The 21,987-nt window shown below is 66.3% G+C and carries 27 protein-coding genes, 2 tRNA genes and 1 pseudogene; 18 read left to right on the top strand and 12 right to left on the bottom strand.

The window, feature by feature from the left end:
* Positions 1 to 45: 45 nt before the first annotated feature.
* Positions 46 to 1,749 carry a long-chain-fatty-acid--CoA ligase gene (locus AC1REM_RS12425; RefSeq protein ID WP_492514889.1) on the bottom strand — a complete coding sequence of 568 codons (1,704 nt, stop codon included), beginning with the start codon at positions 1,747 to 1,749 and terminating at the stop codon, positions 46 to 48.
* Between the two features lie 84 nt (positions 1,750 to 1,833).
* On the opposite strand from AC1REM_RS12425, the gene AC1REM_RS12420 reads away from it, so the two are divergent.
* The 9 genes from AC1REM_RS12420 to AC1REM_RS12380 all read left to right on the top strand — a co-directional run bounded on the left by AC1REM_RS12420 (position 1,834) and on the right by AC1REM_RS12380 (position 8,897).
* Positions 1,834 to 2,178, top strand: coding sequence for an ArsR/SmtB family transcription factor (locus tag AC1REM_RS12420; RefSeq protein ID WP_492514888.1), 345 nt, complete (start codon positions 1,834 to 1,836; stop codon positions 2,176 to 2,178).
* Positions 2,175 to 2,633: an SRPBCC family protein gene (locus AC1REM_RS12415; RefSeq protein WP_492514887.1), complete on the top strand. Its 459-nt coding sequence runs from the start codon at positions 2,175 to 2,177 to the stop codon at positions 2,631 to 2,633. Before AC1REM_RS12420 ends, AC1REM_RS12415 begins: the two co-directional genes overlap by 4 nt.
* Positions 2,626 to 3,210 (top strand): dihydrofolate reductase family protein, encoded by a 585-nt coding sequence (locus tag AC1REM_RS12410; protein ID WP_492514886.1) that lies wholly within the window; start codon positions 2,626 to 2,628, stop codon positions 3,208 to 3,210. The genes AC1REM_RS12415 and AC1REM_RS12410 overlap by 8 nt, the downstream gene beginning before the upstream one ends.
* A gap of 13 nt (positions 3,211 to 3,223) precedes the next feature.
* Positions 3,224 to 3,523: an Asp-tRNA(Asn)/Glu-tRNA(Gln) amidotransferase subunit GatC gene (gene gatC, locus AC1REM_RS12405; RefSeq protein WP_492514885.1), complete on the top strand. Its 300-nt coding sequence runs from the start codon at positions 3,224 to 3,226 to the stop codon at positions 3,521 to 3,523.
* Positions 3,520 to 5,037 carry an Asp-tRNA(Asn)/Glu-tRNA(Gln) amidotransferase subunit GatA gene (gatA, locus tag AC1REM_RS12400; protein ID WP_492514884.1) on the top strand — a complete coding sequence of 506 codons (1,518 nt, stop codon included), beginning with the start codon at positions 3,520 to 3,522 and terminating at the stop codon, positions 5,035 to 5,037. Before gatC ends, gatA begins: the two co-directional genes overlap by 4 nt.
* Positions 5,037 to 6,551 (top strand): Asp-tRNA(Asn)/Glu-tRNA(Gln) amidotransferase subunit GatB, encoded by a 1,515-nt coding sequence (gene gatB / locus AC1REM_RS12395; RefSeq protein WP_492514883.1) that lies wholly within the window; start codon positions 5,037 to 5,039, stop codon positions 6,549 to 6,551. Before gatA ends, gatB begins: the two co-directional genes overlap by 1 nt.
* Before the next feature lie 137 nt (positions 6,552 to 6,688).
* Positions 6,689 to 7,942 carry a DNA polymerase IV gene (gene dinB, locus AC1REM_RS12390; protein ID WP_492514882.1) on the top strand — a complete coding sequence of 418 codons (1,254 nt, stop codon included), beginning with the start codon at positions 6,689 to 6,691 and terminating at the stop codon, positions 7,940 to 7,942.
* A 51-nt stretch (positions 7,943 to 7,993) separates the two neighbouring features.
* Entirely contained in the window at positions 7,994 to 8,329 is a 336-nt protein-coding gene (locus AC1REM_RS12385; RefSeq protein WP_239526503.1) for a hypothetical protein, read from the top strand.
* Positions 8,313 to 8,897 carry a nucleoside/nucleotide kinase family protein gene (locus AC1REM_RS12380; RefSeq protein WP_492514881.1) on the top strand — a complete coding sequence of 195 codons (585 nt, stop codon included), beginning with the start codon at positions 8,313 to 8,315 and terminating at the stop codon, positions 8,895 to 8,897. Before AC1REM_RS12385 ends, AC1REM_RS12380 begins: the two co-directional genes overlap by 17 nt.
* A gap of 3 nt (positions 8,898 to 8,900) precedes the next feature.
* Here AC1REM_RS12380 and AC1REM_RS12375 read toward each other — a convergent pair whose 3' ends face one another.
* The 6 genes and pseudogenes from AC1REM_RS12375 to AC1REM_RS12350 all read right to left on the bottom strand — a co-directional run bounded on the left by AC1REM_RS12375 (position 8,901) and on the right by AC1REM_RS12350 (position 11,049).
* The gene (locus tag AC1REM_RS12375; protein WP_492514880.1) at positions 8,901 to 9,386 is read right to left on the bottom strand and encodes a DUF2017 family protein; all 486 of its coding nucleotides are present in this window, start codon (positions 9,384 to 9,386) and stop codon (positions 8,901 to 8,903) included.
* Complete coding sequence (gene clpS / locus AC1REM_RS12370) at positions 9,383 to 9,691, bottom strand: ATP-dependent Clp protease adapter ClpS (RefSeq protein ID WP_492514879.1); 309 nt, start codon at positions 9,689 to 9,691, stop codon at positions 9,383 to 9,385. The genes AC1REM_RS12375 and clpS overlap by 4 nt, the downstream gene beginning before the upstream one ends.
* Positions 9,688 to 10,062 carry a metallopeptidase family protein gene (locus tag AC1REM_RS12365; RefSeq protein ID WP_492515488.1) on the bottom strand — a complete coding sequence of 125 codons (375 nt, stop codon included), beginning with the start codon at positions 10,060 to 10,062 and terminating at the stop codon, positions 9,688 to 9,690. Before AC1REM_RS12365 ends, clpS begins: the two co-directional genes overlap by 4 nt.
* A gap of 87 nt (positions 10,063 to 10,149) precedes the next feature.
* Positions 10,150 to 10,548, bottom strand: a pseudogene (locus tag AC1REM_RS12360) (GNAT family N-acetyltransferase); the annotation flags it as partial.
* Positions 10,549 to 10,612: 64 nt separating this feature from the next.
* Positions 10,613 to 10,810 carry a DUF6458 family protein gene (locus AC1REM_RS12355; RefSeq protein WP_492514878.1) on the bottom strand — a complete coding sequence of 66 codons (198 nt, stop codon included), beginning with the start codon at positions 10,808 to 10,810 and terminating at the stop codon, positions 10,613 to 10,615.
* Positions 10,811 to 10,976: 166 nt separating this feature from the next.
* A tRNA-Arg gene (locus AC1REM_RS12350) sits at positions 10,977 to 11,049 on the bottom strand.
* Positions 11,050 to 11,106: 57 nt separating this feature from the next.
* Here AC1REM_RS12350 and orn point away from each other — a divergent pair.
* From orn to AC1REM_RS12335, 3 genes are all read left to right on the top strand, one after another.
* Positions 11,107 to 11,733, top strand: a complete 627-nt coding sequence (orn, locus tag AC1REM_RS12345; protein WP_204937424.1) for an oligoribonuclease — start codon at positions 11,107 to 11,109, stop codon at positions 11,731 to 11,733.
* Positions 11,734 to 11,769: 36 nt separating this feature from the next.
* Positions 11,770 to 11,845: transfer RNA gene (locus tag AC1REM_RS12340), tRNA-His, on the top strand.
* A gap of 101 nt (positions 11,846 to 11,946) precedes the next feature.
* Entirely contained in the window at positions 11,947 to 12,576 is a 630-nt protein-coding gene (locus tag AC1REM_RS12335) for a LysE family transporter (protein ID WP_492514877.1), read from the top strand.
* A 38-nt stretch (positions 12,577 to 12,614) separates the two neighbouring features.
* On the opposite strand, the gene AC1REM_RS12330 is transcribed toward AC1REM_RS12335, so the two are convergent.
* Positions 12,615 to 12,887 carry a hypothetical protein gene (locus AC1REM_RS12330; protein ID WP_492514876.1) on the bottom strand — a complete coding sequence of 91 codons (273 nt, stop codon included), beginning with the start codon at positions 12,885 to 12,887 and terminating at the stop codon, positions 12,615 to 12,617.
* 99 nt (positions 12,888 to 12,986) lie between these two features.
* Here AC1REM_RS12330 and msrA point away from each other — a divergent pair, with 99 nt between their 5' ends.
* The 5 genes from msrA (at position 12,987) to AC1REM_RS12305 (ending at position 16,977) form a co-directional block, all read left to right on the top strand.
* Positions 12,987 to 13,511, top strand: coding sequence for a peptide-methionine (S)-S-oxide reductase MsrA (gene msrA, locus AC1REM_RS12325; protein ID WP_492514875.1), 525 nt, complete (start codon positions 12,987 to 12,989; stop codon positions 13,509 to 13,511).
* Positions 13,512 to 13,642: 131 nt separating this feature from the next.
* Entirely contained in the window at positions 13,643 to 14,170 is a 528-nt protein-coding gene (locus AC1REM_RS12320) for a single-stranded DNA-binding protein (RefSeq protein ID WP_492514874.1), read from the top strand.
* Between the two features lie 32 nt (positions 14,171 to 14,202).
* The gene (locus AC1REM_RS12315; protein WP_492514873.1) at positions 14,203 to 14,724 is read left to right on the top strand and encodes a DUF6993 domain-containing protein; all 522 of its coding nucleotides are present in this window, start codon (positions 14,203 to 14,205) and stop codon (positions 14,722 to 14,724) included.
* A 50-nt stretch (positions 14,725 to 14,774) separates the two neighbouring features.
* Complete coding sequence (ettA, locus tag AC1REM_RS12310) at positions 14,775 to 16,454, top strand: energy-dependent translational throttle protein EttA (RefSeq protein ID WP_492514872.1); 1,680 nt, start codon at positions 14,775 to 14,777, stop codon at positions 16,452 to 16,454.
* Positions 16,455 to 16,464: 10 nt separating this feature from the next.
* Entirely contained in the window at positions 16,465 to 16,977 is a 513-nt protein-coding gene (locus tag AC1REM_RS12305) for an acyl-CoA thioesterase (RefSeq protein ID WP_492515487.1), read from the top strand.
* A 32-nt stretch (positions 16,978 to 17,009) separates the two neighbouring features.
* Here AC1REM_RS12305 and AC1REM_RS12300 read toward each other — a convergent pair whose 3' ends face one another.
* Positions 17,010 to 17,897, bottom strand: coding sequence for an acyl-CoA thioesterase (locus AC1REM_RS12300; RefSeq protein ID WP_492514871.1), 888 nt, complete (start codon positions 17,895 to 17,897; stop codon positions 17,010 to 17,012).
* Positions 17,898 to 17,946: 49 nt separating this feature from the next.
* On the opposite strand from AC1REM_RS12300, the gene AC1REM_RS12295 reads away from it, so the two are divergent.
* Entirely contained in the window at positions 17,947 to 18,606 is a 660-nt protein-coding gene (locus AC1REM_RS12295; RefSeq protein WP_492514870.1) for a DUF8185 domain-containing protein, read from the top strand.
* 5 nt (positions 18,607 to 18,611) lie between these two features.
* Here the strand turns inward: AC1REM_RS12295 and AC1REM_RS12290 are convergent, their stop codons facing one another.
* The 3 genes from AC1REM_RS12290 to AC1REM_RS12280 are packed head-to-tail and all read right to left on the bottom strand — an operon-like array spanning position 18,612 to position 21,936.
* Complete coding sequence (locus AC1REM_RS12290; protein ID WP_492514869.1) at positions 18,612 to 20,276, bottom strand: FAD-binding dehydrogenase; 1,665 nt, start codon at positions 20,274 to 20,276, stop codon at positions 18,612 to 18,614.
* Positions 20,273 to 20,722, bottom strand: coding sequence for a globin (locus tag AC1REM_RS12285; RefSeq protein WP_492514868.1), 450 nt, complete (start codon positions 20,720 to 20,722; stop codon positions 20,273 to 20,275). The genes AC1REM_RS12290 and AC1REM_RS12285 overlap by 4 nt, the downstream gene beginning before the upstream one ends.
* Positions 20,719 to 21,936, bottom strand: coding sequence for a mechanosensitive ion channel family protein (locus AC1REM_RS12280; protein ID WP_492514867.1), 1,218 nt, complete (start codon positions 21,934 to 21,936; stop codon positions 20,719 to 20,721). Before AC1REM_RS12280 ends, AC1REM_RS12285 begins: the two co-directional genes overlap by 4 nt.
* Between the last annotated feature and the right edge of the window lie 51 nt (positions 21,937 to 21,987).

Raw genomic sequence — 21,987 nt, 5'->3', positions numbered from 1 at the left:
TTCCCAAGGGTAGCGCCCCGAAGGCCCTCTCTGCTGTCCGTGCGGTCAGGAACCGGTCGTGAGGGCGAGTAGGCGCTCGCGAACCTGCCGACGCAGCACCTTCCCGATGAGGGATTTGGGCAGTTCATCGACGACGAAGAGACGGCGCGGAACCTTGTAGGGCGTCAGGATGCCACGGGCGAACTCGCGGATCGCCTCGACGTCCACGTCTGTGCCGGATTCGACGACGATCGCGGCGACGACCTCCTCGCCGGAATGCTCGCTCGGCAGGCCGACGACTGCGGCATCGATCACCTGAGGGTGCTGGCGCAGTGCGTTCTCGACCTCGGTCGGAGCGACGTTGAAGCCGCCCGTGATGATGAGCTCCTTGATGCGATCCACGATCCGCACGAATCCGGCGTCGTCGATCGTGACGATGTCGCCGGTGCGATACCAGCCGTCCACGAAGACCGCTTCGGTCTCCTCCGGCTTGCCGTAGTAGCCGGAGAACACCTGCGGGCCACGCACGATGAGTTCGCCCGCAGATCCCGGTTCGACATCGACCGTCGGGCTCTCCGGATCGACGACCCGGCATTCCGTGCCGGGCAGCGGGAGACCGACGGTTCCCGGCACGCGGTTGTCGGCGACCGGGTTGGCCATGAGCACGGGGGAGCACTCGCTGAGTCCGTAGCCCTCGACGAGGAAACCTCCGGAGGCCTTCTCGAACGGGACGACGAGTTCGTGCGGCAGCGCCATCGCGCCTGAGATGGCGACCTCGGTGCCCGCGAGCGACACTCCCTTCTCCTTCGCTGCGGCGAGCAGGCGATCGGCGATCGGCGGCACGAGCGGCAGGAAGGTGGCGGGATGCTTCTTCATGACGGCAAGCACCAGATCAGGGTCGAACTTCGGGAACAGCACCAGACGGGCGCCCATCGACATTGCGAAGGTGAGGCACAGGGTCAGCCCGTAGGCGTGGAACATCGGGAGCACGGCGTAGACGACGCATCCGTTTCCCCGCGTGATCGAGGGAACCCAGGCCTGCGACTGCGCCGCGTTCGCCAGCAGGTTGCGGTGCGTGAGTGACGCGCCCTTGGGCGTTCCTGTGGTGCCGGAGGTGTACTGGATGATCGCGAGGTCGTCTGTCTGCGGACGCGGATGCGACGCGGGCAGCGGTTCAGCGGACAGCAGCGTCTCCCACGCTGTCGCGCCACGTACGGCGGTCGTCAGCGCCGCGCGGGACTCGCGGGCCTTCGCGATCGGCAGTCGCAGCGCCAGGCGTGTGGCGAACGGCATGGCTCGGGTGACGTCGACAGAGATGAGGTTGCGCACCGCGAGATCCTCGGGGAACTCCTGCACGGTCTCGACGACCTTGCTCCACACGATCGCGTGCGTCGCCCCGTGGTCTTCGAACTGCTTGCGCAGCTCGCGCGGGGTGTAGAGCGGGTTGTGCTCGACGACGACGGCGCCCAGGCGGAGGACGGCGTAGAACGCGATGATGTGCTGCGGACAGTTGGGCAGCACGATCGCGACGGGGTCGCCGGCGCGCACACCGCGATCGCGAAGACCGGCCGCCGCGCGGTCGATAGCCTCCTGCATCTCCCGGTAGCTCGTCGTCCGACCGAAGAACTCCAATGCCGGCGCATCCGGATAGTCGCGAACCGAGGCATCGACGATGTCGATCAGTGAGCCGGTCACCTCGGCGAGATCCGAGGGCACACCCGCCGCGTAGCTGGCGATCCAGGGGCGAGGCGGGTCGTACGTCGTCGTCATGCTCCCAGCCTATTCCGGGAGGGCTCTTGACTTGTGCATCGTCGCATCGTTTAGTTAAGCAAATGCTTAAGTAAGGAGTTGAGGATGCCGGTCGCCACAGATGCGCTGTCGCTCGTGTTCCAGGCCTTGGCCGACCCGACGAGACGGGGCATGCTCGAACACCTGAGTCGTGGGGATGCCACCGTCGGAGAGCTCGGCGCCCCCTTCGCGATGAGCGCCTCCGCTGTCTCGCAGCACCTGCGGGTGCTGGAGCGCGCGAATCTGGTGCGTCGCCGTCCTCGCGCTCAGTGGCGTGTGTGCACCCTGCGCCCGGAGGCACTGGATGCAGTCGCGGCCTGGGTCGCGGAGAACCGACGCCTCTGGGAAGAGAGCTTCGAGCACCTCGACGCCATGCTTGCGGAGTTCGACGCACAGGACGGTGTGCGATGAGCGCTCTCGACCCGCGCAGGGAGCTCACGATCACCCGGACGTTCCTGGTCGGTCGCGCGCTTGTGTGGCGTGCCTGGACCGACCCGGAGATGCTTGCACGCTGGATCCACCCCCACGAGGTGATTGTGAAGGCGGGAAGCGTGAGTGTCGATCCTCGGGTGGGCGGCTTCTTCCGCTTCACGATGGTCGATGCGGAGGGCACCGAGTACCCCACGGAAGGCACATACCTCGAGCTTCGTGAACCCGAGTTGCTACGCAGCACATGGGGTGGCCCGTCGAGGCCTGTCGCCGAGCTGGAGGTGTCCCTGCAGGAACGGAGCGCGCGAGAGACCGAGATGACGTTTCGGTTGCGAGGACACCCCGACGACACCCACAGAGTCGACAGCGTCTGGACGGGATGGCGCGAAGCGGTGGAAGAGCTGACCGCAGAACTGGAGGACGCTGAGCATGGGTGAGATCACTGTCGAGCAGATCGTCTCGGCCGATGGCTACGTCTCTGACCGTGACGGCGGAATCGAATTCTTCGAGGACGTCGACTTCGGAGACCAGAGCCGAACGGACACAGAGCAGATGCATTGGCTCGAAGACGTCGATGCGATTCTCTTCGGACGTCGCACCTACGAGATGTTCGCGGGCTACTGGCCGCACGCCGACCCCGGCGTGGACGCGGTGGCCACCCCGATCGCTCGTATCCCTAAATTCGTGCTCACGAACACGCTGCAACACGCACCGTGGGGTGACGGGGAGATCGACATCCTTCGCGGCACGGCTCGTGACGCGGCGCGTACGGTCATGTCACAGTATCGATCCATCGCGGTGTGGGGGAGTCTCGCACTGACCGATGCACTGTTCGATGACGGACTCGTGAGCACGCTGCGTCTGCGTGTCGTCCCCGTGCTGCTGGGGTCCGGTCGAGCGCTCGCACCCGCATCCATGCGGCGTCGGCGTCTGCGGCTTCAGACGAGTGCGGCACACGAGGCAGGAGTACTCACGCAGGAGTACGAGGTGCTCAAGGAGGAGCACGCGCGCTGAGTAGACTGGGGCGGTGTCTGAAATCACCCCTGAACTCGTGCGTCATCTCGGCGTGCTCGCGCGTATCCAGCTCGACGACGCGGAGGTGACCCAGCTCACCGGGCAGCTCGACGCGATCGTCGACAACATCGCCAAGGTGTCTGAGGTCGCGACCGCTGACGTCGTTGCGACGAGCCACCCGATCCCCATGCAGAACGTCTTCCGCCCCGATGTGGTCGGCCAGCCGCTGACCCCGCAGCAGGCGCTGCAGAATGCGCCGGACTCGGCTGACGGACGCTTCCGCGTGACCGCGATTCTGGGAGAAGAGCAGTGAGCGACATCATCCGCTGGTCAGCCGCAGAGCTGGCCGAGAAGCTTTCCGCCGGCGAGGTCTCGAGTGTCGAGGCCACACAGGCGCACCTCGACCGCATCGCCGCCGTCGAGCCCCAGGTCAACGCCTTCCTGCACGTGCACGAGGGTGCGCTCGCGGCTGCTGCCGATGTCGATCGTCGTCGGGCCTCGGGCGAAGAGCTCGGCCCGGTCGCCGGCGTCCCGATCGCGATCAAGGACGTGCTCGTCACGACCGATCAGCCCTCGACCAGCGGCTCGAAGATCCTTGAGGGATACATGTCGCCGTTCGATGCGACCGTCGTCGCCCGTGCGCGTGCTGCCGGCCTCGTGCCGCTCGGCAAGACGAACATGGATGAGTTCGCGATGGGATCGTCCACCGAGTTCTCGGCCTACGGCCCCACGCACAACCCCTGGGACCTCGACCGCATCCCGGGCGGCTCGGGTGGAGGATCGGCCGCGGCCGTCGCCGCGTTCGAGGCGCCCCTCGCGCTCGGCTCCGACACGGGCGGATCGATCCGCCAGCCCGCGCACGTGACCGGCACCGTGGGCGTCAAGCCCACCTACGGCGGTGTCAGCCGCTACGGCTCGATCGCGCTCGCCTCCAGCCTCGACCAGGTCGGTCCCGTCACCCGCACGGTGCTCGACGCCGGTCTGCTGCACGACATCATCGGTGGCCACGACCCCAAGGACTCCACGTCGATCCCGGACGCGTGGCCGTCGTTCGCCGCCGCCGCCCGCGAGGGCGCGCGGGGCGACGTGCTCAAGGGACTCAAGGTCGGCGTCATCCGCGAACTGCCCGACTCGGGTTTCCAGCCCGGTGTGGCCGCATCGTTCCGTGATGCGCTCGCGAAGATGGAGGCGCAGGGCGCAGAGATCGTCGAGATCTCAGCTCCGAACTTCGAGTACGGGGTCGCCGCCTACTACCTGATCCTTCCGGCTGAGGCATCCAGCAACCTGGCGAAGTTCGACTCGGTGCGCTTCGGCCTCCGCGTCACGCCCGACGGCAACCCGACCGTGGAAGACGTCATGTCGGCGACGCGCGACGCGGGCTTCGGTCCCGAGGTCAAGCGCCGCATCATCCTCGGCACCTACGCACTGTCGGCAGGCTACTACGACGCCTACTACGGCAGCGCCCAGAAGGTGCGCACGCTCATCCAGCAGGACTTCGCGAACGCCTTCGCGCAGGTGGACGTCATCGCGACACCGACGGCGCCGACCACGGCCTTCCGGCTGGGTGAGCGTCTCGACGACCCGCTGCAGATGTACCTCAACGATGTCACGACGATCCCCGCGAACCTCGCGGGCGTCCCCGGCATCTCGATCCCGTCGGGTCTCGCATCCGATGACGGTCTGCCCGTCGGCATCCAGTTCCTGGCACCCGCCCGGGAAGATGCACGCCTCTACCGCGTCGGCGCTGCTCTGGAAACGGTGCTCGAAGACGCCTGGGGCGGACCACTGCTGAACCGTGCCCCCGAACTCCTGGGAGGAAAGCGCTGATGGCCGCCGTCAAGCTGATGGACTACGACAAGGCCCTTGAGCTGTTCGAGCCCGTGCTCGGCTTCGAGGTGCATGTCGAGCTCAACACCGAGACCAAGATGTTCTCGGATGCTCCCAACCCGGCCAACGAGAAATACCACGCGGCCGAGCCGAACACGCTGATCGCGCCGGTCGACATGGGCCTGCCCGGTTCGCTGCCCGTCGTCAATGAGACGGCCGTGCGTTCGTCGATCAGCCTCGGCCTCGCACTGGGCTGCGAGATCGCCGAGTCGAGCCGTTTCGCGCGCAAGAACTACTTCTACCCGGATCTCGGCAAGAACTATCAGATCTCTCAGTACGACGAGCCGATCGCCTTCGAGGGGTCCGTCGAGGTGGAGCTCGAGGACGGCACGCTCGTGACCATCCCCGTCGAGCGTGCGCACATGGAAGAAGACGCGGGCAAGCTCACACACATGGGTGGGGCCACCGGTCGCATCCAGGGGGCGGAGTACTCGCTCGTCGACTACAACCGTGCCGGTGTGCCGCTCGTCGAGATCGTGACGAAGGTCATCTTCGGCGCCGAGAAACGCGCGCCCGAGTACGCAAAGGCTTACGTTGCCGCGATCCGTGACATCGTGCGCGGCCTCGGCATCTCGGAGGCTCGTCTGGAGCGCGGCAACCTGCGCTGCGACGCGAACGTGTCCCTGCGCCGCCGCGGCGAAGAGAAGCTCGGCACCCGCACTGAGACGAAGAACGTCAACTCGATGCGCTCGGTCGAGCGCGCCGTGCGCTACGAGATCCAGCGTCAGGCGCAGATCCTCGCCGACGGCGGAACGATCACGCAGGAGACCCGTCACTGGCACGAAGACACGGGCACGACCTCGCCGGGTCGCCCGAAGTCGGATGCCGATGACTACCGCTACTTCCCGGAGCCCGACCTGCTGCCCGTGCAGCCGTCGCGTGAGCTGGTCGAAGAGCTGCGAGCGGCTCTGCCTGAGCAGCCGATCGCGCGTCGCCGCCGGCTGAAGGCGGACTGGGGATTCACCGATCTCGAGTTCCAGGATGTCCGCAACGGCGGTCTGCTCGACGAAGTAGAGGCGACCATCGCCGCGGGCACCACTCCGGCCGCCGCACGCAAGTGGTGGACGGGTGAGATCACCCGTCTCGCCAATGCACAGGAGAAGGCTGCAGCTGACCTGATCAGCCCAGCGAACGTCGCCGCTCTGCAGGGCCTCGTTGACGCGGGAATGCTGACCGACAAGCTCGCTCGCCAGGTGCTCGAAGGCGTCATCGCCGGTGAAGGCACTCCGCAGGAGGTCGTCGACGCCCGCGGTCTCGCGGTCGTCTCTGACGATGGTGCGCTGATCGCGGCGATCGATGAGGCGCTCGCAAGCCAGCCTGACGTGCTCGCCAAGATCAAGGACGGAAAGGTGCAGGCCGCAGGTGCCGTCATCGGCGCCGTCATGAAGGCGATGAAGGGCCAGGCGGACGCCGCGCGCGTCCGTGAGCTGGTTCTGGAGCGTGCCGCGCAGTAAGAGCTGTTCCATTCGAGACCCCGTTCTCCTGCTCGTATCCGGAGCCGCTGATGTCGGCAGCTCCGCGTTTGGCGGTGGAACGGGGTCTCTGCGCATGAGGGCGGCACAATGTCGGTGGGGCCGACGAGAATGGATGCATGGGACGCGGTGACGGCAGTGGGCGCATCGTCTCGCCTCCGGGAGCGGACGATACCGACACAGGAATTCTCCACGTCGACATGGATGCGTTCTATGCGGCAGTGGAGGTGCTTGACGATCCTTCTTTGCGCGGACTGCCTCTGATCATCGGCGCTCCAGACGGGCGATCGGTCGTGTCGAGCGCGTCGTATGAGGCGCGCCGGTTCGGGGTTCGGGCGGCGATGCCGGTCGGGCAGGCCCTGCGTCTGTGTCCGAACGCGAAGATCGTGCCGCCGAACTTTCCGCGCTACCAAGAGATCTCTGCGCGCGTCATGGAGATTTTCGAGTCCATCACCCCGCTCGTCGAGCCACTCTCGATCGACGAGGCGTTCCTCGATGTACGGGGCGTGCGCCGGCTCTGGGGCTCGCCGGGCGAGGTTGCTCAGCTGATCCGCCGACGGGTGCAGGGCGAGGTCGGGATCACGTGCAGCGTCGGAGTCGCCAGCACGAAGCACGTCGCGAAGATGGCCTCGACGCTCTCCAAGCCCGACGGGCTGCTCATCATCCCGGGGGCCGCGACACAGCGCTTCCTCGATACGCGCCCGGTGCGTGCGATGTGGGGCGTCGGGCCCAAGGCCGCCGAAACGCTCGAGTCCCGGGGCATTCGCACGATCGCTGATGTCCGCATGACCGCTCCGGATGTGCTCGAGCGTGCGGTGGGCGCTGCATCTGCGGTGCGACTGCAGGCTCTTGCCCGAGGAGAAGACGCGCGTGCGGTGGAGACGACCCGTGTCGAGAAGAGCATCGGGCACGAAGAGACCTTCGAGCACGACGTGGACGACAGAGAGTTCCTGCGTTCGGAACTGCTGCGGCTCGCCGACCGCGTCGCGACGCGCCTGCGGCGGGCGGGCTGGGAGGCGGGCGCTGTCGCGGTCAAGGTGCGCTTCGCGGATTTCACCACGGTGACGCGCTCACAGACGCTCAGTGAGCCCACCTCTGTGGGGCAGCGCATGGGAGAGATCGCCCAGGGACTTCTTGAGCATGTGGATCGCCGTGACCCGGTGCGGCTCATCGGCGTGCGAGCGGAACGACTCCGCGAGTCCGGTGGAGTCAGCGCGCTCTGGGACGACGACGCCGAATGGCGGCGTATCGAGGGCGCACTCGACGATGCGCGCGCTCGCTTCGGTGCACGCATGATCACCCGCGCACGGCACGTCGGAACGGGGGAGGGGCGTGGCGCCCCGCAGCATCCGAAAGCGCACGGCCTCGACTGATCCCGGCGTCTCGTCGTAGCGGCGAGGCGCACCGTGGGTTAGCGTGGGGTCATGCCTCATATTGCACTCGAGCTTGGCAAGAATGCCGCAGCCTTCGGCGTGAAGAGCGCCTACGCCGAGACCCAGGAGGTGGATGGTGCGGCATTCGCGCCCGTCGCCTTGACGGTCTCCGGCTTCGGTGGCGGCAGCGGTGAAGGCCCGGACGGCACCGGCAGCGGTGAAGGCGCGGGTGGATACGGCGTCGCGATTCCGCTGGGCGTCTACGTCCGTCGCGAAGAGGGTCTGCGCTTCGAGCCGAACTTCGTCTCGCTGCTGGCGGTCGCTGTGCCGTTTGTGTGGGTCACTGGGCGTGCGCTCGCGCGCATCATCCGTGCACTCAAGAAGTAGTCCAGACCCGGTTCGGGAGGCGATCGAGCTCGGTGTCGCGCGTCTTCGGGCGGCCGTCGAGGAGGTCTCAGCCTCCAACGCCGTCGTCGTGATCGATGGGCGCAGTGGCGCCGGCAAGACGACGATCGCGCGGCTTCTGTCCGAATCGTGGCCGCTGCTCGCCCCCGCGCAGACGATCGCCCTGGATTCGATCTATCCGGGCTGGGACGGTCTCGAAGAGGGGGCGGAGCGTGCGCGCGAGCTCATCCTGCATCCACACGGACGTGGTCTGCACAGCACGTGGCAGCGGTTCGACTGGGTGGCCGGTGAGTACGCGGAGAGCCACGCGGTCGATCCGAATCGCGGACTGATCGTCGAGGGCAGCGGCATCCTCACGCCTCGTTCGGCGCGGCTCGCGGATGTGCGGGTGTGGGTGGATTCTCCGGATGCTGCGCGTCGCACGCGCGCGCTCACTCGTGACGGCGACACGTATCGTCCGCACTGGGAGCGCTGGGCGCGTCAGGAAGAGCGCCACATCCGCCGCGACGACCCGCGCGGCCTCGCGACGATCGTCATCGACGTGCCGTAGGGCTCAGATTCCCGCTTCCTCCGCGGCATCAAGCAGCGTCTCCAGGCGGTATCCCAGCCAGTCGTAAACTCCGAAGCGCGGATCGTCGGGGTCGTGATCGGTGTCGTTCTCGATCCCGAGGCGTTCGGCGATCACCAGCCTCAACGCGGTGAGCGTGCGCATCCACGAATCCAGCCCTGCAGCGTCGATCTCCAAATCCACCGGGACCAGCTCATGGCCCTCTTCAAGGGGATCGGTGACGGCCGCGGACAGCGAGGCACGCACCGCGTGCGCATCCGTCTTTCGACGCCCGCGCAGATCGTCGCTCGTGAGTGCTGCGAACGCATCGGATGCGGCGATGTCGTCCGGGTAGAGGGCTGGCGTCAGCCTCTGCACGCCGGGGTCAGCAAGGGCATCTGGATCGTCGAGTAGATCAGTGAACTGATCGAGGAGGTCGATCAGGTTGCGCGCCTCGATGTGTGCGATCGGGAGCATCAGCGTGCCGCTCATTGCCCGGCCTTTCGGACGGTGGCCCAGAGCCCGAAATCGTGCATGGCCTGTGCGTGCGCCTCCATGGGCTCGCGTGGACCGGTCGCGACGACAGCGTGTCCGTCGTTGTGCACCGAGAGCATGAGGCGTGTCGCATGTTCTCGCGAGTAGCCGAAGTACGTGCGGAACACGCGTACGACGTAGCTCATGAGGTTGACGGGGTCGTCCCAGACGACGAGCTCCCACGGATGGTCAGGGGCGGCCCGCAGATCGAGATCCTCCTCGACATCCGGGACGACCGTGGGCATGGAGGCCAGGGGCGTCATGCCCACCCCATCTCGTGCAGCTGTTCGTCGTCGATGCCGAAGTAGTGCGCGATCTCGTGCACGAGCGTCGTGTGGATCTCGTCGCGCAGCTCCTCTTCCGTCGCACACTGGGCGAGGTGCGGCTCGCGGTACAGCACGATGCGATCGGGCAGCTCGCCCATGCCGTAGCCGCCGCGCTCGGTGAGGGCGAGACCATCGTAGAGGCCGAGAAGATCGAGAGAGCCGTCTTCGGGGCGATCTTCGACGACGAAGACCACATTCTCCAGATCCGCGACCATCTCGTCGGGGAGTCTGTCCAGTTCCTCGACGACCATCGCTTCGAAGGCATCGGCGTCGATATCGAGCGCGGGGGGAGCGAGGTCGATACGCATCGTGATGCGCGGCCCGAGATCACTGAGTCCGTGACGGCGTTCCTCGTCGATGAGCGCCTGGAAGAATTCGCCCGGTGGCGTGGCGCAGCCGACGAAGCCGTGACGCTCGTAGAACGGCGCATTCCATGGCACATCCTGATATGTGCGCAGGGTCATGTGCGCGAAGCCTCGTCGTGCTGCTTCGTCGACGGCGGCGTGGAGGAGCGCTGCGCCGTGTCCGCGTCGCTCGTTGTGTGGATGGACGGAGAGCTGCTCCAGGTGCGCGATCTCTTCCGCCGTGATGACGTGCACGAAGCCGACGGCGGGCCCATTCGGCTCTTCTGAGCTGACGAGAAGAAAACCGGGATGGGCGGCACGCTCAGCTCCGGAAGCCGCGCCCCATCCGACGTCGCCGAAGAGCGCGTGGAAGCGCTGGTCCGCAGCACGCTCGATTTCAGCGAGATGAGCAAGATCCCGCGCGGACGCCGGCCGAAGGTGGGTAGCCATATCTTCGATGCTACCCAGCGCAGAGGTGCACTCGACCGCCGTCCGCGCAGAGCGTCGCGGGTGTTTACTCGATGATGTCTGGCGGCGTGTTCGTGGTGCGGCGACGCGTGTACAGCACCAGCGAGATGAGGAAGATGATGAATCCGGCGCCCATCAGCAGGTAGCCGACGAGGTCGAGGTTGATCCAGTCCACTTCGACGTTGAGCGCGAAGGCGAGGATGGCTCCGAGGACGAAGAGGACGATTCCCGATCCGATTCCCATGTGCTGCTCCTTTTCCCAGGCGGCCATGCGGATCGTCGATCCGCACATGTTGAACGGCCTGTCATCTGAGCATGGCTTTGATTGGACCCCGAAAACAGGGGGTTCCGTTGCGCGTCATATCGCGGTATGTGAGAGGGATGGTGCTCGAGCGAGCATTTGAGTGAAGCGCCCCCGGCAGGATTCGAACCTGCGACCAAGAGATTAGAAGGCTCCTGCTCTATCCCCTGAGCTACGGAGGCGGGCGCTTCTACGGTAGCGGATCCGGGCGATGTCGGCGTGCTGAGTAGGATTGCGGAATGATCTCCTCGGCAGAAAACGACCGCCTCGTCTGGATCGACTGCGAGATGACGGGACTCGATCTCAGCGTCGATGAACTCGTCGAGATCGCCGTCGTCGTCACAGATTTCGAACTGCGGCCCCTCGACCCGGGCTTCCAGATCGTGATCAAGGCGAGCGAAACAGCCCTTGGGCAGATGAATGACTTCGTCACCGAGATGCACCGCACCTCTGGCCTGCTCGACGAGATTCCTGGCGGGGTGAGCCTGGCCGAGGCGCAGGAGCAGGTGCTCGCGTACATCCGCCGATTCGTGCCGCAGGAGCGCAAGGCCCCGCTCGCCGGCAACACGATCGGCACAGACCGGATGTTCCTGGCGAAGTACATGCCCGACATCGATCAGTGGCTGCACTACCGCAACGTCGACGTGTCGAGCATCAAAGAGCTCTCGCGTCGCTGGTACCCGCGCGTCTTCTTCCAGGCACCCGCAAAGGATGGCGGACACCGGGCGCTGGCCGACATTCTCGAGTCGATCCGTGAGCTACAGTACTACCGTCGCGCGGTCTTCGTGCCTGAGCCGGGGCCCACGTCCGATGACGCGAAGCAGCTGTCGCAGACCGTTGTGTCAGAGTTCGCCTCAAACGTGTAATAGACTCTTGTTGTTGCCCGCTGAGGTGGGCACATGGTGGGTATAGCTCAGCTGGTAGAGCGCTGGCTTGTGGTGCCGGATGTCGCGGGTTCGAGTCCCGTTACTCACCCCACCTACGAAGGGCTCGAGCGTCATGCTCGGGCCCTTCGGCGTTCCTGTGCCCGGTCCGCCTGGTCGTGCGTCGCGGCGTATTCGCGCGAATACACTGAACGGATGACCTGGACGACATGGCTGTCGCTGCTTGCAGCATGCCTGGTGATCAGCTTCACGCCGGGGGCGGGCGCGATCAACACGATGTCGAACTCTCTGAATGAGGGATGGCGTCGATCGATCTGGGGCGTGATCGGCCAGCAGCTCGCCCTGATCGTGCACGTCATCATCGTCGCCGCCGGCGTTGGACTGCTCGTTGCGAAGTCACCAGTGCTCTTCGAGACGATTCGCTATCTCGGTGCCGCCTACCTCGTGTACCTGGGGGTGCGGATGCTGCTGAGCAAACCGTCGGCCGTCGTGTTGGACGGTGATCAGCTCGTCCGGGATCCGGAGGGGGCCTGGTCGATGCTGCGTCGTGGCCTCTGGGTCAACCTGCTCAACCCCAAGGCCATCGTCTTCTTCCTGGCCTTCGTGCCTCAGTTCGTGCGACTCGACCAGCCACAGCTCCCGCAGTACGTCATCCTCATCGTGACCGTGATGATCGTGGACATCATCGTGATGTGGGGGTTCTTCGCGGCCGCGGCGCGCCCATTCCGGCGCCTGACAGCGACGGTGCGTGGGCAGCGAGTGTTGAACAGCGTCTTCGGTGTTCTCTTCATCGGCGTCGCCGTCCTGCTGCTGTTCGTGCACTGACACGTTCGTGCACTGACACAGCGAGGCGTGCCGCCGGACTAGCCGCGCAGCGCACTCACAGCGTCATCGGGTGACCAGAACTCGCCGATCGAGCGGAAGGTTCCGGTGGCGAGATGCAGGCGCTCGGCGCGGTAGCGCACCCCGAGCGGGTGCCAGAGTGTGCGGAGATGCCCGATGATGCGATCGTGGGCGTCGTGCACGCGCCAAAGGTTCTCGGCAGCGCGAACGAGATGCTCTCTCGGAGAGCGCAGTGCGGGAGTGAGCGTCAGCGCGTCGCTGGGACTGTGAAGGGTGGCGTCTGTGCGGATCATCGGATTCTCCTTTCACGCCGAGGCTAAGCGGGGCCTCGGACATTCGCCCTCGGGGGCGGAAACCGGCGTAGCGTGGAGATACCGAGAGAAGGGGAACTGATGGAGACCTACGTACTGGCGGGCGGATGCTTCTGGTGTCTGGATGCTGCCTATCGGCCGCTGCGCGGGGTGGAGTCCGTGGTCTCGGGCTACATCGGCGGGTCCACCGAGAACCCCAGCTATGAGGCGGTGTGCACCGGAACCACCGGTCATGCAGAGGCCGTCGCGGTGACGTTCGATCCTGACGTCATCCCCGGGGACGTCATTCTGGACGCCTTCTTCACGATGCACGATCCCCGCCAGCTGAACCGCCAGGGCAACGACATCGGCACGCAGTACCGCAGCGCGATGTTCCCCAAGGATGCCGAACAGGAGGCTGTCTTCGCCGCGGCCCGTGCGCGGGCCGCGGATGTCTGGGACGGTGAACCTGTCACGACGATGGAGCCGCTCACCGCCTTCTACCCGGCCGAGGAGTACCACCAGGATTTCTTCGCGAAGAACCCCACGCAGGGGTACTGCCTCGCCGTTGCGGTCCCGAAGGTCAACAAGGTGCGCGCGCGTTTCGCTGAGTACCTCGAGGTCTGAACCTCCGTCGTCTTCTCCACGGACGCCGCGCCCGCCGTGTCGTCCACGGATGCTGCGGACGGGGGAGAAGCGTGTGGTGCGGGGCATCACGCTGAGTGTCATCGGAATACCGACAGACACAGGAGCACAGCATGAACGACCTTTTGACGATCGTGGGGAACATCGCCTCCGATCCGCAGCACACGATCACTCCCAGCGGCGTGAGCATCCTCAACTTCCGGCTGGCCAGCAATCATCGACGTTTCGACAACAAGACGGGGCAGTGGGTCGAGACCGACCCCAACTGGTACAGCGTCTCGGCGTTCCGACGCCTCGCCGACAACGGCAAGTTGTCGCTGGCACGGGGCGACAGCGTGATCGTCAGCGGCAAGCTGCGCGTTCGCGATTGGGAGAACAACGGCAAGCGCGGCATGAGCGTCGACCTTGAGGCCGACACGATCGGCCCCGACCTGCGTTTCGGCACGGTGCGCTATGCGCGCTCGCGGAGCGAGCGCCCTGCCGACGGCCAGAACGAGAATGACGAGACGTCTGACAGTGCCGCCCATACTGACGAGGACGGATGGGCGGTGCCGGCATCGGACGACAATGTGCCGCTTGCTCTCGGCGCGACGCAGGACGCAGCGGGAGGCGAGCGCGAGCCGGCCGAGGTGCCCTTCTGAGACGGACGGGCGTCGACGCCTAGACTCGTGGCGTGATCCGAAACTCCACGATGCGTCGTCGACGCCCACTGTCCTCGGTCGCTGTCGCTGCGGCGCTGATGGGAACGCTGGTCCTGGCGGGATGCACATCGACAGAGGCGCCTTCGACCGCGCCTCCGTCCGCCAGCGTCGCTCCGGAAGCATCACCGTCACCGAGCGCGTCCGAGGTTCCCGCGGCACCTGCCCTGCAGCCGGAGGGCACGGCCGCTGAGAATCTGCCGTTCTTCACGGCCGTCGTGCAACAGGTGTGGACGGGACCAGAGCCGGTGTCCAGCCGCGCGTACGTCGATGCGCTCACTGCGGCAGGATTCGCCCGAGATGCGATGCAGGTCACGCCCGACACATCGACGGTCGGCAACCCTGCGGAGAGCCTGCAGTTCTCCGTGCGCTGGGGAGAGAAGGAGTGTCTCGTGGGTCAGGTCGGCCCTTCCACAGGAGAGCCGGTCACGACCGTGATGAGTCAGCTTGCAGAAGGTCGATGCCTTGTGGGAGAGACCCTGCCTATCGACTGGTAGCAGGACAGGTAGGCTGGAGAGTCGGTTCGCCAACAGAAGGAGCGTTTTCGGTGGCAGAGTACATCTACTCGATGGTGCGTGCGCGTAAGGCGGTGGGCGAGAAGCTCATCCTCGATGACGTGACGATGGCATTCCTGCCCGGAGCGAAGATCGGTATGGTCGGCCCCAACGGTGCCGGTAAATCCACGATCCTCAAGATCATGGCGGGTCTTGACACGCCGTCCAACGGTGAGGCCAAGCTCACCCCCGGTTTCAGTGTCGGCATCCTGATGCAGGAGCCCGAGCTCGACGAGAGGAAAACAGTCCTGGAGAACATCCAGGACGGCATCGCCATCAAGGCGAAGCTCGACCGTTTCAATGAGATCTCGGCGCAGATGGCTGACCCGGATGCTGACTTCGACGCTCTGCTCGCCGAGATGGGCACGCTGCAGGAAGAGATCGACGCTGCAGACGGATGGGACCTCGACTCCCAGCTCGAGCAGGCGATGGACGCGCTGCGCACGCCGCCCGGAGACGCCGCGATCGCGCCGCTCTCGGGTGGTGAGAAGCGCCGTGTCGCGCTGGCGAAGCTCCTGCTGCAGAAGCCCGATCTGCTGCTCCTCGACGAGCCCACGAACCACCTCGACGCCGAGAGCGTGCTCTGGCTCGAACAGCACCTCAAGTCGTACAAGGGCGCCGTCATCGCGATCACCCACGACCGGTACTTCCTCGACAACGTCGCGGAGTGGATCGCCGAGGTCGACCGCGGTCGCCTCATCGGCTACGAGGGCAACTACTCGACCTACCTGGAGAAGAAGGCCGAGCGCCTCGACATCCAGGGCAAGAAGGACGCCAAGCTCGCCAAGCGCCTCAAGGACGAACTCGAATGGGTGCGCTCCAGTGCCAAGGGTCGCCAGACCAAGTCGAAAGCACGTCTTGCTCGCTACGAGGAGATGGCGGCCGAGGCGGATCGCACCCGGAAGCTCGACTTCGAAGAGATTCAGATTCCGCCGGGGCCGCGCCTCGGAAGCGTCGTCATCGAGGCCAAGAACCTCAAGAAGGGCTTCGACGGACGCTCGCTCATCGACGGCCTGAGCTTCAGCCTTCCGCCGAACGGCATCGTCGGCGTCATCGGCCCGAACGGTGTGGGAAAGACCACGCTCTTCAAGTCGATCGTCGGCCTTGAGCCCCTCGACGGCGGCGACCTCAAGATCGGTGAAACGGTCAAGATCAGCTACGTCGACCAGTCGCGTGCGAACATCGACCCGAACAAGACGCTGTGGGAGGTCGTGTCCGACGGACTCGACATCATGATGGTCGGCAAGGTCGAGGTGCCCTCGCGCGCCTACGTCTCGAAGTTCGGCTTCAAGGGTCCTGACCAGCAGAAGAAGGCCGGCGTCTTGTCCGGTGGTGAGCGCAACCGTCTCAACCTGGCGTTGACGCTGAAGGAGGGCGGCAACCTGCTGCTCCTCGACGAGCCGACCAACGACCTCGACGTCGAGACCCTCAGCTCGCTCGAGAACGCGCTGCTCGAGTTCCCCGGCTGCGCAGTGGTCATCACCCACGACCGCTGGTTCCTCGACCGCATCGCGACGCACATCCTCGCCTACGAAGGCACCGACGAGAAGCCCGACCAGTGGTACTGGTTCGAGGGCAACTTCGAGGCCTACGAGGAGAACAAGATCGCACGTCTCGGTCCCGAGGCAGCTCGCCCGCACCGCACCGCACACCGCAAGCTGACTCGTGACTGACCAGATCGACATCACGGCGGCCCCGGCATCTCACGATGCCGGGGCCGCCGTTCCCGTCCGCCTGCACATCCCGATCCAGTTGCGCTGGGGCGACCTGGACGCGTTCAACCACGTCAACAACACCTCGATGCTGAAGCTGCTCGAAGAGGCACGCGTCCGTGCCTTCTGGAGCCCCGCAGAGGGCGAGGAAGCACCGACCACGGCCGTGCTCGCATCAGGGCTCGACGAAGGCGTGCTCACGCTGATCGCTCGGCAGGAGATCGAGTACCTCGCTCCGGTGCCGTATCAGCGGCATCCACTCGAAGTGCAGATGTGGTTCGGAAAACTCGGCGGATCCAGCGTCGAGGTCTGCTACGAAGTCTGGAATGCGCCGGCACTGGCCGAACGCATCCTCTACGCGCGTTCCACCGCCATCATCGTGCTCGTCGACGCCAGGACCGGCCGCCCCACGCGTCTCACACCGGAGATGCGTGACGTCTGGACGCCCTACCTCGGCGACCCCATCGTCTACGCGCACCGCTGACCCGGAGGGCCCACGGTCGCGTTCGGGTGTGATCAGGACGATTCGGGAACGCGGATCATGATCTCCTGTGCCACAGAAGCGACGAGCGCGCCGTCACGGGAGTAGATCCGGCCCTTGGCGAGACCGCGGCCGCCCCGCGCGCTGGGCGACTCCTGCACGTACAGCAGCCACTCATCCACGCGCGCAGGGCGGTGCCACCACATCGCATGGTCCAGGCTTGCGACCTTCAAGCCGGGAAGGTTCCAGAAGACCCCGTGTGCGCGCAGGATCGATTCCTGGATCGTCATGTCGCTGAGATACGCCAGAGCGGCCCTGTGCACCCGTGGATCGTCGGGCAGCGGGGCGCGCATCCGCATCCAGACGCTCTGGCGGGGAGCGCGATCCTCCGCGGCTTCGAGGAACATCGGAGGGTCAACGTGACGCACATCCGCCGGTCGGTCGCGCAGCAGGCGGATCGCTGAGGGGTGCGCGCCTTCGACGAGCTGCTCGTCCGGCAGCAGAGAATCAGGATCCGGGATGCCCTCCGGCATCGGCTCGGCGTGCTCGACACCCGGATCCTCGTCCTGGAACGACGCGATCATCGAGAAGATCGGCACACCGTTCTGATACGCCTGCGAACGGCGAGTGGAGAACGAGCGTCCGTCGTGGATGCGGTCGACGGCGATCGTAAGACCCTGTGAGGCATCGCCCGGGCGCAGGAAGTAGCCGTGCATCGAGTGCACGGCGCGCTCCTCGGGGAGGGTCCGCTCCGCGGCGATGAGCGTCTGTGCGAGCACCTGTCCGCCGTAAACGCGTCCGGTCGGCATCGGGTGCGAGACGCCGGTGAAGATGTCTTCCGTCGTGCGGGCCTGGCCGGCGTCGAGGTCGAGGACAGCCAGCAGTTGATCGACGGATGCCTGCGCCGCGGTCGCTTCGCTCATTTCGCTCCTTCTGCGACCGTGCTGCCGCCTCCTTGGTAGTTTAGAACGCGTGCCCTTGCCTCTCGTGCTCGCCGATTCTGACACTGCCCGCGACGTTCTGACCTTCGTCGGACGCGCCACGCATGCCACCGACGAGGGCGTGCGGCTGCAGGGCGCGCAGGGCGTGCTGGCGCTCACCGCCGCGGCCCTGGCACCGAACGGACTCTTCGACGCGACGCCCACGATTCTGGCGATGCGCATAGTGCACGCCGATCCCGAACTCGAGTGCGACATCGTCGTCGACAGTCTGACGGCTGCCGACGACGACAGAATGCTGACGCTCCCCGAGATGGGGCTGTCGCCCGCGTGGGCCGGCGTCTCGCCGCCGCGCGGTGGCTGGTCGTACCAGGGAGGAATCGCCGCGGCCACGCTGGCCGAACGTGCCCAATGGGGGATCTCCGCTGTGGCGCGCGGCGCCGGAACAGGGTCGGGGGAAGAAGCGGTGCGGGCGCTCCGTGCCGCGATCTGGGGCGAGCCCGACGAGGATCTCCGGGGCCTTCCGCGCGGTGTGGCCTTCGCCGCGCATGTGTTCGGCTTCATCTCCGGCGAAGAGGAGGCGCGTGTGTCGACATCCGGGCGATGGACGCGAGTGAGCCTCTCCCGCGGCCACGTGCTGTCTCGCGGGCCGGCCGCAATGGGCCTGACGGCCGTCCGCGACACTGGCACCTGACGGACTCAGCGCGCGGCGGCGCGGCCTGCCTGTCGGCCGGAGAAGAGACATCCGCCGAGGAACGTGCCCTCGAGCGCTCGGTAGCCGTGCACGCCGCCACCGCCGAAGCCGCTGGCCTCGCCGGCAGCGAAGAGCCCGGGGATCACCGCACCCGATGAGTCCAGTGCCCGGCCGTCGAGGTCTGTCTCGATGCCGCCGAGCGACTTGCGGGTGAGCACGTGCAGTTTCACCGCGATCAGCGGACCCGCCGAGGGATCTTGCAGACGGTGGGGAGAGGCCGTGCGGATGAGCTTGTCTCCGCGATAGTTGCGCATCGAGCGGAGCATCCCGATCTGGGCGTCCTTCGTGAAGTCGTTCTCGATCTCGCGGTCGCGGGCGAGGACCTCGCGTCGCACGCGTTCGATGTCGAGCAGCTCGCCGCCGGGTGCCTGCTGCATGCGGGTGAGGAGGGCTTCGAGGTCGTCTTCGACGAGAAAGTCCTCTCCCTCGTCGAGGAATGCCTGCACGGGGCCGGTCGGGCCCTTGGCAAGCCGCGACTTGACGAGAAGCCCGAGATCCTTGCCGGTGAGGTCGGGGTTCTGTTCGCTGCCGGAGAGCGCGAACTCCTTCTCGACGATCTGCCGCGAAGTGACGAACCAGGAATGGTCATGGCCGGTCTGTCGGAGATGCGCGAGCGTGCCGAGCGTGTCGAAACCGGGGAAGAGCGGCACGGGAAGTCGGCTGCCCGTCGCGTCGAACCAGAGTGACGAGGGCCCAGGAAGAATGCGGATGCCGTGTGACGGCCACACGGGGTTCCAGTTGGTGATGCCTTCGACGTAGTGCCACATGCGGTCACCGTTGATGAGGTGTGCACCCGCCGCCGCGCTCACGGCCTGCATCGAGCCATCCACATAGGCGGGCACTCCCGTCAGCATGTGTGCGGGCGCGGTGCCCAGCCGGGCGGGCCATGCCGCACGGACGAGCTCATGGTTGCCTCCGATGCCGCCCGAGGAGATGACCGTCGCGCCGGCGTCGACAGTGAATGCGCCGACGACCTGTCTGGAGGAGGGCTCGCCGCGGCCCGTCGCGCTGCTTTCGAGGATGTCTCCGGATGCTCCGGTGACGGCCCCGTCGGTCGTGGTCAGCGCGGTCACGCGGTGTCGAGCGAGGATCGTGAGTCGGCCGTCGCGTTCGCCCTGTTCGGCGGCGCCGATGAACGGCGCCAGGATGCCGGGCCCGGTACCCCAGGTGATGTGGAAGCGCGGTACCGAGTTGCCCGGGCCGATCGCGCCGTATCCGCCGCGTTCCGCCCAGCCGACAACCGGGAAGAATCCGACGCCGCGCTCGCGCAGCCAGGCGCGCTTCTCGCCGGAGGCGAACTGCAGGTACGCCTCCGCCCAGCGCTTCGGCCAGGCATCTTCGGCACGGTCGAATCCGGCGTTGCCGAACCAGTCCTCACGGGCGAGCTCGAGAGAGTCGCGGATGCCCATGCGACGCTGTTCGGGGGAATCGATGAAGAACAGTCCGCCGAACGACCACCATGCCTGGCCGCCGAAATCGGTGCGCGTCTCCTGATCGACGATGACGACCCGTCGGCCGGCAGCGAGAGCTTCGCCGGCGGCGACCAACCCCGCCAACCCCCAGCCGATCACGAGAACGTCGGTCGTGTGGGTGGTGGGGGTGAGCGTCATGGGGTCTCCGTTGATTCCTGACGTGCGCGGGCTTCCAGGGTGGTGCGGCCGTCGGAGGCCGGTCCGATTCCCGTGGGTTCGAGTGTATTCACCATGGCATGAGCAGCGCGCTCGAGGTAGTCCCAGAACGTCGCGTCATGCATGGGCGAGAGCTTCGCCTCGTCCAGGGCGGTGCGCATGTGACGAAGCCAGCGATCACGCGCGTCGGGGTTGACGTGGAAGGGCATGTGCCGCATCCGCAGACGCGGGTGTCCACGTCGCTCGCTGTAGGTGCCGGGTCCGCCCCAGTACTGCACGAGGAACAGGGTGAAGCGCTCGGCCGCGGGCCCGAGGTCTTCCTCCGGGTACATCGGGCGAAGAACCTCATCAAGGGCGACCTCGCGGTAGAACACGTCGACGATCTTCTCGAAGGTGTCGTAGCCGCCGACCTCGTCGTAGAACGTCAACTCTGCTCCTCGGGTTTCGTGCGTGGGGTGCGCGGTTTCGCGCTCTTCGGAGACTTCTCGGGCGATGTCTCGATGGGTTTGGTCAGCGCCGGGGTGATGTCGCCGCCGCGGGGCTTCGGCTGGGAGGCGGGCGTGGGGTTGGACTCGGCGGGGGCCGCAGCAGGTGTCGACTTGCGGCGCCAGATGCCGCGCTCGGGGGTGGGGGAGACGCCCGTGACTGCGGTCGGACGGGTGTGCGGCGGATTCGCACCTCGGACGCGCCGTGCGCCTTCCTGACCGGTGAGCTCGACGGAGTTCAAGCTCGGGACCGCGATGCCCATGTCTGTGACGGCGGCGCGCAGGCGCATCCGCAGCTCGCGGGCGACGTCATCCTTCGCGTTTGCGCGCGTCTTCATCACGACGCGAATCACGAGTGCATCGCCGGTGACGGACTCCAGGCCCCAGATCTCCGGCTTCTCGATGATGCGGGTGCGCCACTTGGAGTCCTTCGCGAGTCCCTGTGCCGCAGCGAGAAGTGCTGCTTCGACCTCGGCGACGTCCGATTCCGGCGGGACACCGAGGTCGACGATCGCCCGCGCCCACCCCTGGGACATGTTGCCGATGCGGGTGACCTCGCCGTTGCGTACGTACCAGAGCGTGCCGTTCACGTCACGGACCTGCGTGATGCGGACGCTCACGTACTCGACGACGCCGGAGGCAAGGCCGAGATCGACGACGTCGCCGATGCCGATCTGATCCTCGGCGACGATGAACATACCGTTCAGCACGTCTTTCACGATGTTCTGCGCACCGAAGCCGAGGCCGGCGCCGACGGCGGCTGTCAGAAGAGTGAGCGAGCCCAACAGCGTGTTGTCGATGATGTTGACGACGAGCACGAGCGCGACGACCACGAGCGTGACGTTGACGATGTTCTGCAGGATCGTACCGAGCGTGCGGGTGCGTTGGACGAGACGCATGTCGGCGAGCGGCGAGCGCTCGAAGGCGACGGTGTCAGTGACCTGCGCCTTGTTCTTCGCGCTGTCGACGATGCGGTGCACGACTCGTCGGATCACGACGCGGAGCACATACGACAGGATGATGCACGAGACGATGACGACGGCGACCCAGAGCGCACGCCACCCGATATCTGCGAGTGCCACGAAGAACGGCGCCCACTCGTCGACAGGCGCCGTCGGATCGACGGGGACAGGCTCTTCGGTCGCGGTGATGTTCATCGCTTCCGATCCTATCGAGGCGCTTCTGGGGAACGGCGGGGGAGAAACATG

The sequence above is a fragment of the Microbacterium sp. GW823-FHT02G05 genome (genome assembly GCF_058797175.1).
Note: the sequence above shows the minus strand (reverse complement) of the source record. Positions and strands in the feature narration are given on the sequence as shown.

Bases quoted from the DNA above. Each gene is read 5' to 3' on its own strand.
- AC1REM_RS12425 (WP_492514889.1), bottom strand. From the start codon at position 1,749: ATGACGACGACGTACGACCCGCCTCGCCCCTGGATCGCCAGCTACGCG.
- AC1REM_RS12420 (WP_492514888.1), top strand. From the start codon at position 1,834: ATGCCGGTCGCCACAGATGCGCTGTCGCTCGTGTTCCAGGCCTTGGCC.
- AC1REM_RS12415 (WP_492514887.1), top strand. From the start codon at position 2,175: ATGAGCGCTCTCGACCCGCGCAGGGAGCTCACGATCACCCGGACGTTC.
- AC1REM_RS12410 (WP_492514886.1), top strand. From the start codon at position 2,626: ATGGGTGAGATCACTGTCGAGCAGATCGTCTCGGCCGATGGCTACGTC.
- gatB (WP_492514883.1), top strand. From the start codon at position 5,037: ATGGCCGCCGTCAAGCTGATGGACTACGACAAGGCCCTTGAGCTGTTC.
- dinB (WP_492514882.1), top strand. From the start codon at position 6,689: ATGGGACGCGGTGACGGCAGTGGGCGCATCGTCTCGCCTCCGGGAGCG.
- AC1REM_RS12385 (WP_239526503.1), top strand. From the start codon at position 7,994: ATGCCTCATATTGCACTCGAGCTTGGCAAGAATGCCGCAGCCTTCGGC.
- AC1REM_RS12375 (WP_492514880.1), bottom strand. From the start codon at position 9,386: ATGAGCGGCACGCTGATGCTCCCGATCGCACACATCGAGGCGCGCAAC.
- clpS (WP_492514879.1), bottom strand. From the start codon at position 9,691: ATGACGCCCCTGGCCTCCATGCCCACGGTCGTCCCGGATGTCGAGGAG.
- AC1REM_RS12365 (WP_492515488.1), bottom strand. From the start codon at position 10,062: ATGCGTATCGACCTCGCTCCCCCCGCGCTCGATATCGACGCCGATGCC.
- AC1REM_RS12355 (WP_492514878.1), bottom strand. From the start codon at position 10,810: ATGGGAATCGGATCGGGAATCGTCCTCTTCGTCCTCGGAGCCATCCTC.
- orn (WP_204937424.1), top strand. From the start codon at position 11,107: ATGATCTCCTCGGCAGAAAACGACCGCCTCGTCTGGATCGACTGCGAG.
- AC1REM_RS12335 (WP_492514877.1), top strand. From the start codon at position 11,947: ATGACCTGGACGACATGGCTGTCGCTGCTTGCAGCATGCCTGGTGATC.
- AC1REM_RS12330 (WP_492514876.1), bottom strand. From the start codon at position 12,887: ATGATCCGCACAGACGCCACCCTTCACAGTCCCAGCGACGCGCTGACG.
- msrA (WP_492514875.1), top strand. From the start codon at position 12,987: ATGGAGACCTACGTACTGGCGGGCGGATGCTTCTGGTGTCTGGATGCT.
- AC1REM_RS12320 (WP_492514874.1), top strand. From the start codon at position 13,643: ATGAACGACCTTTTGACGATCGTGGGGAACATCGCCTCCGATCCGCAG.
- AC1REM_RS12300 (WP_492514871.1), bottom strand. From the start codon at position 17,897: ATGAGCGAAGCGACCGCGGCGCAGGCATCCGTCGATCAACTGCTGGCT.
- AC1REM_RS12290 (WP_492514869.1), bottom strand. From the start codon at position 20,276: ATGACGCTCACCCCCACCACCCACACGACCGACGTTCTCGTGATCGGC.
- AC1REM_RS12280 (WP_492514867.1), bottom strand. From the start codon at position 21,936: ATGAACATCACCGCGACCGAAGAGCCTGTCCCCGTCGATCCGACGGCG.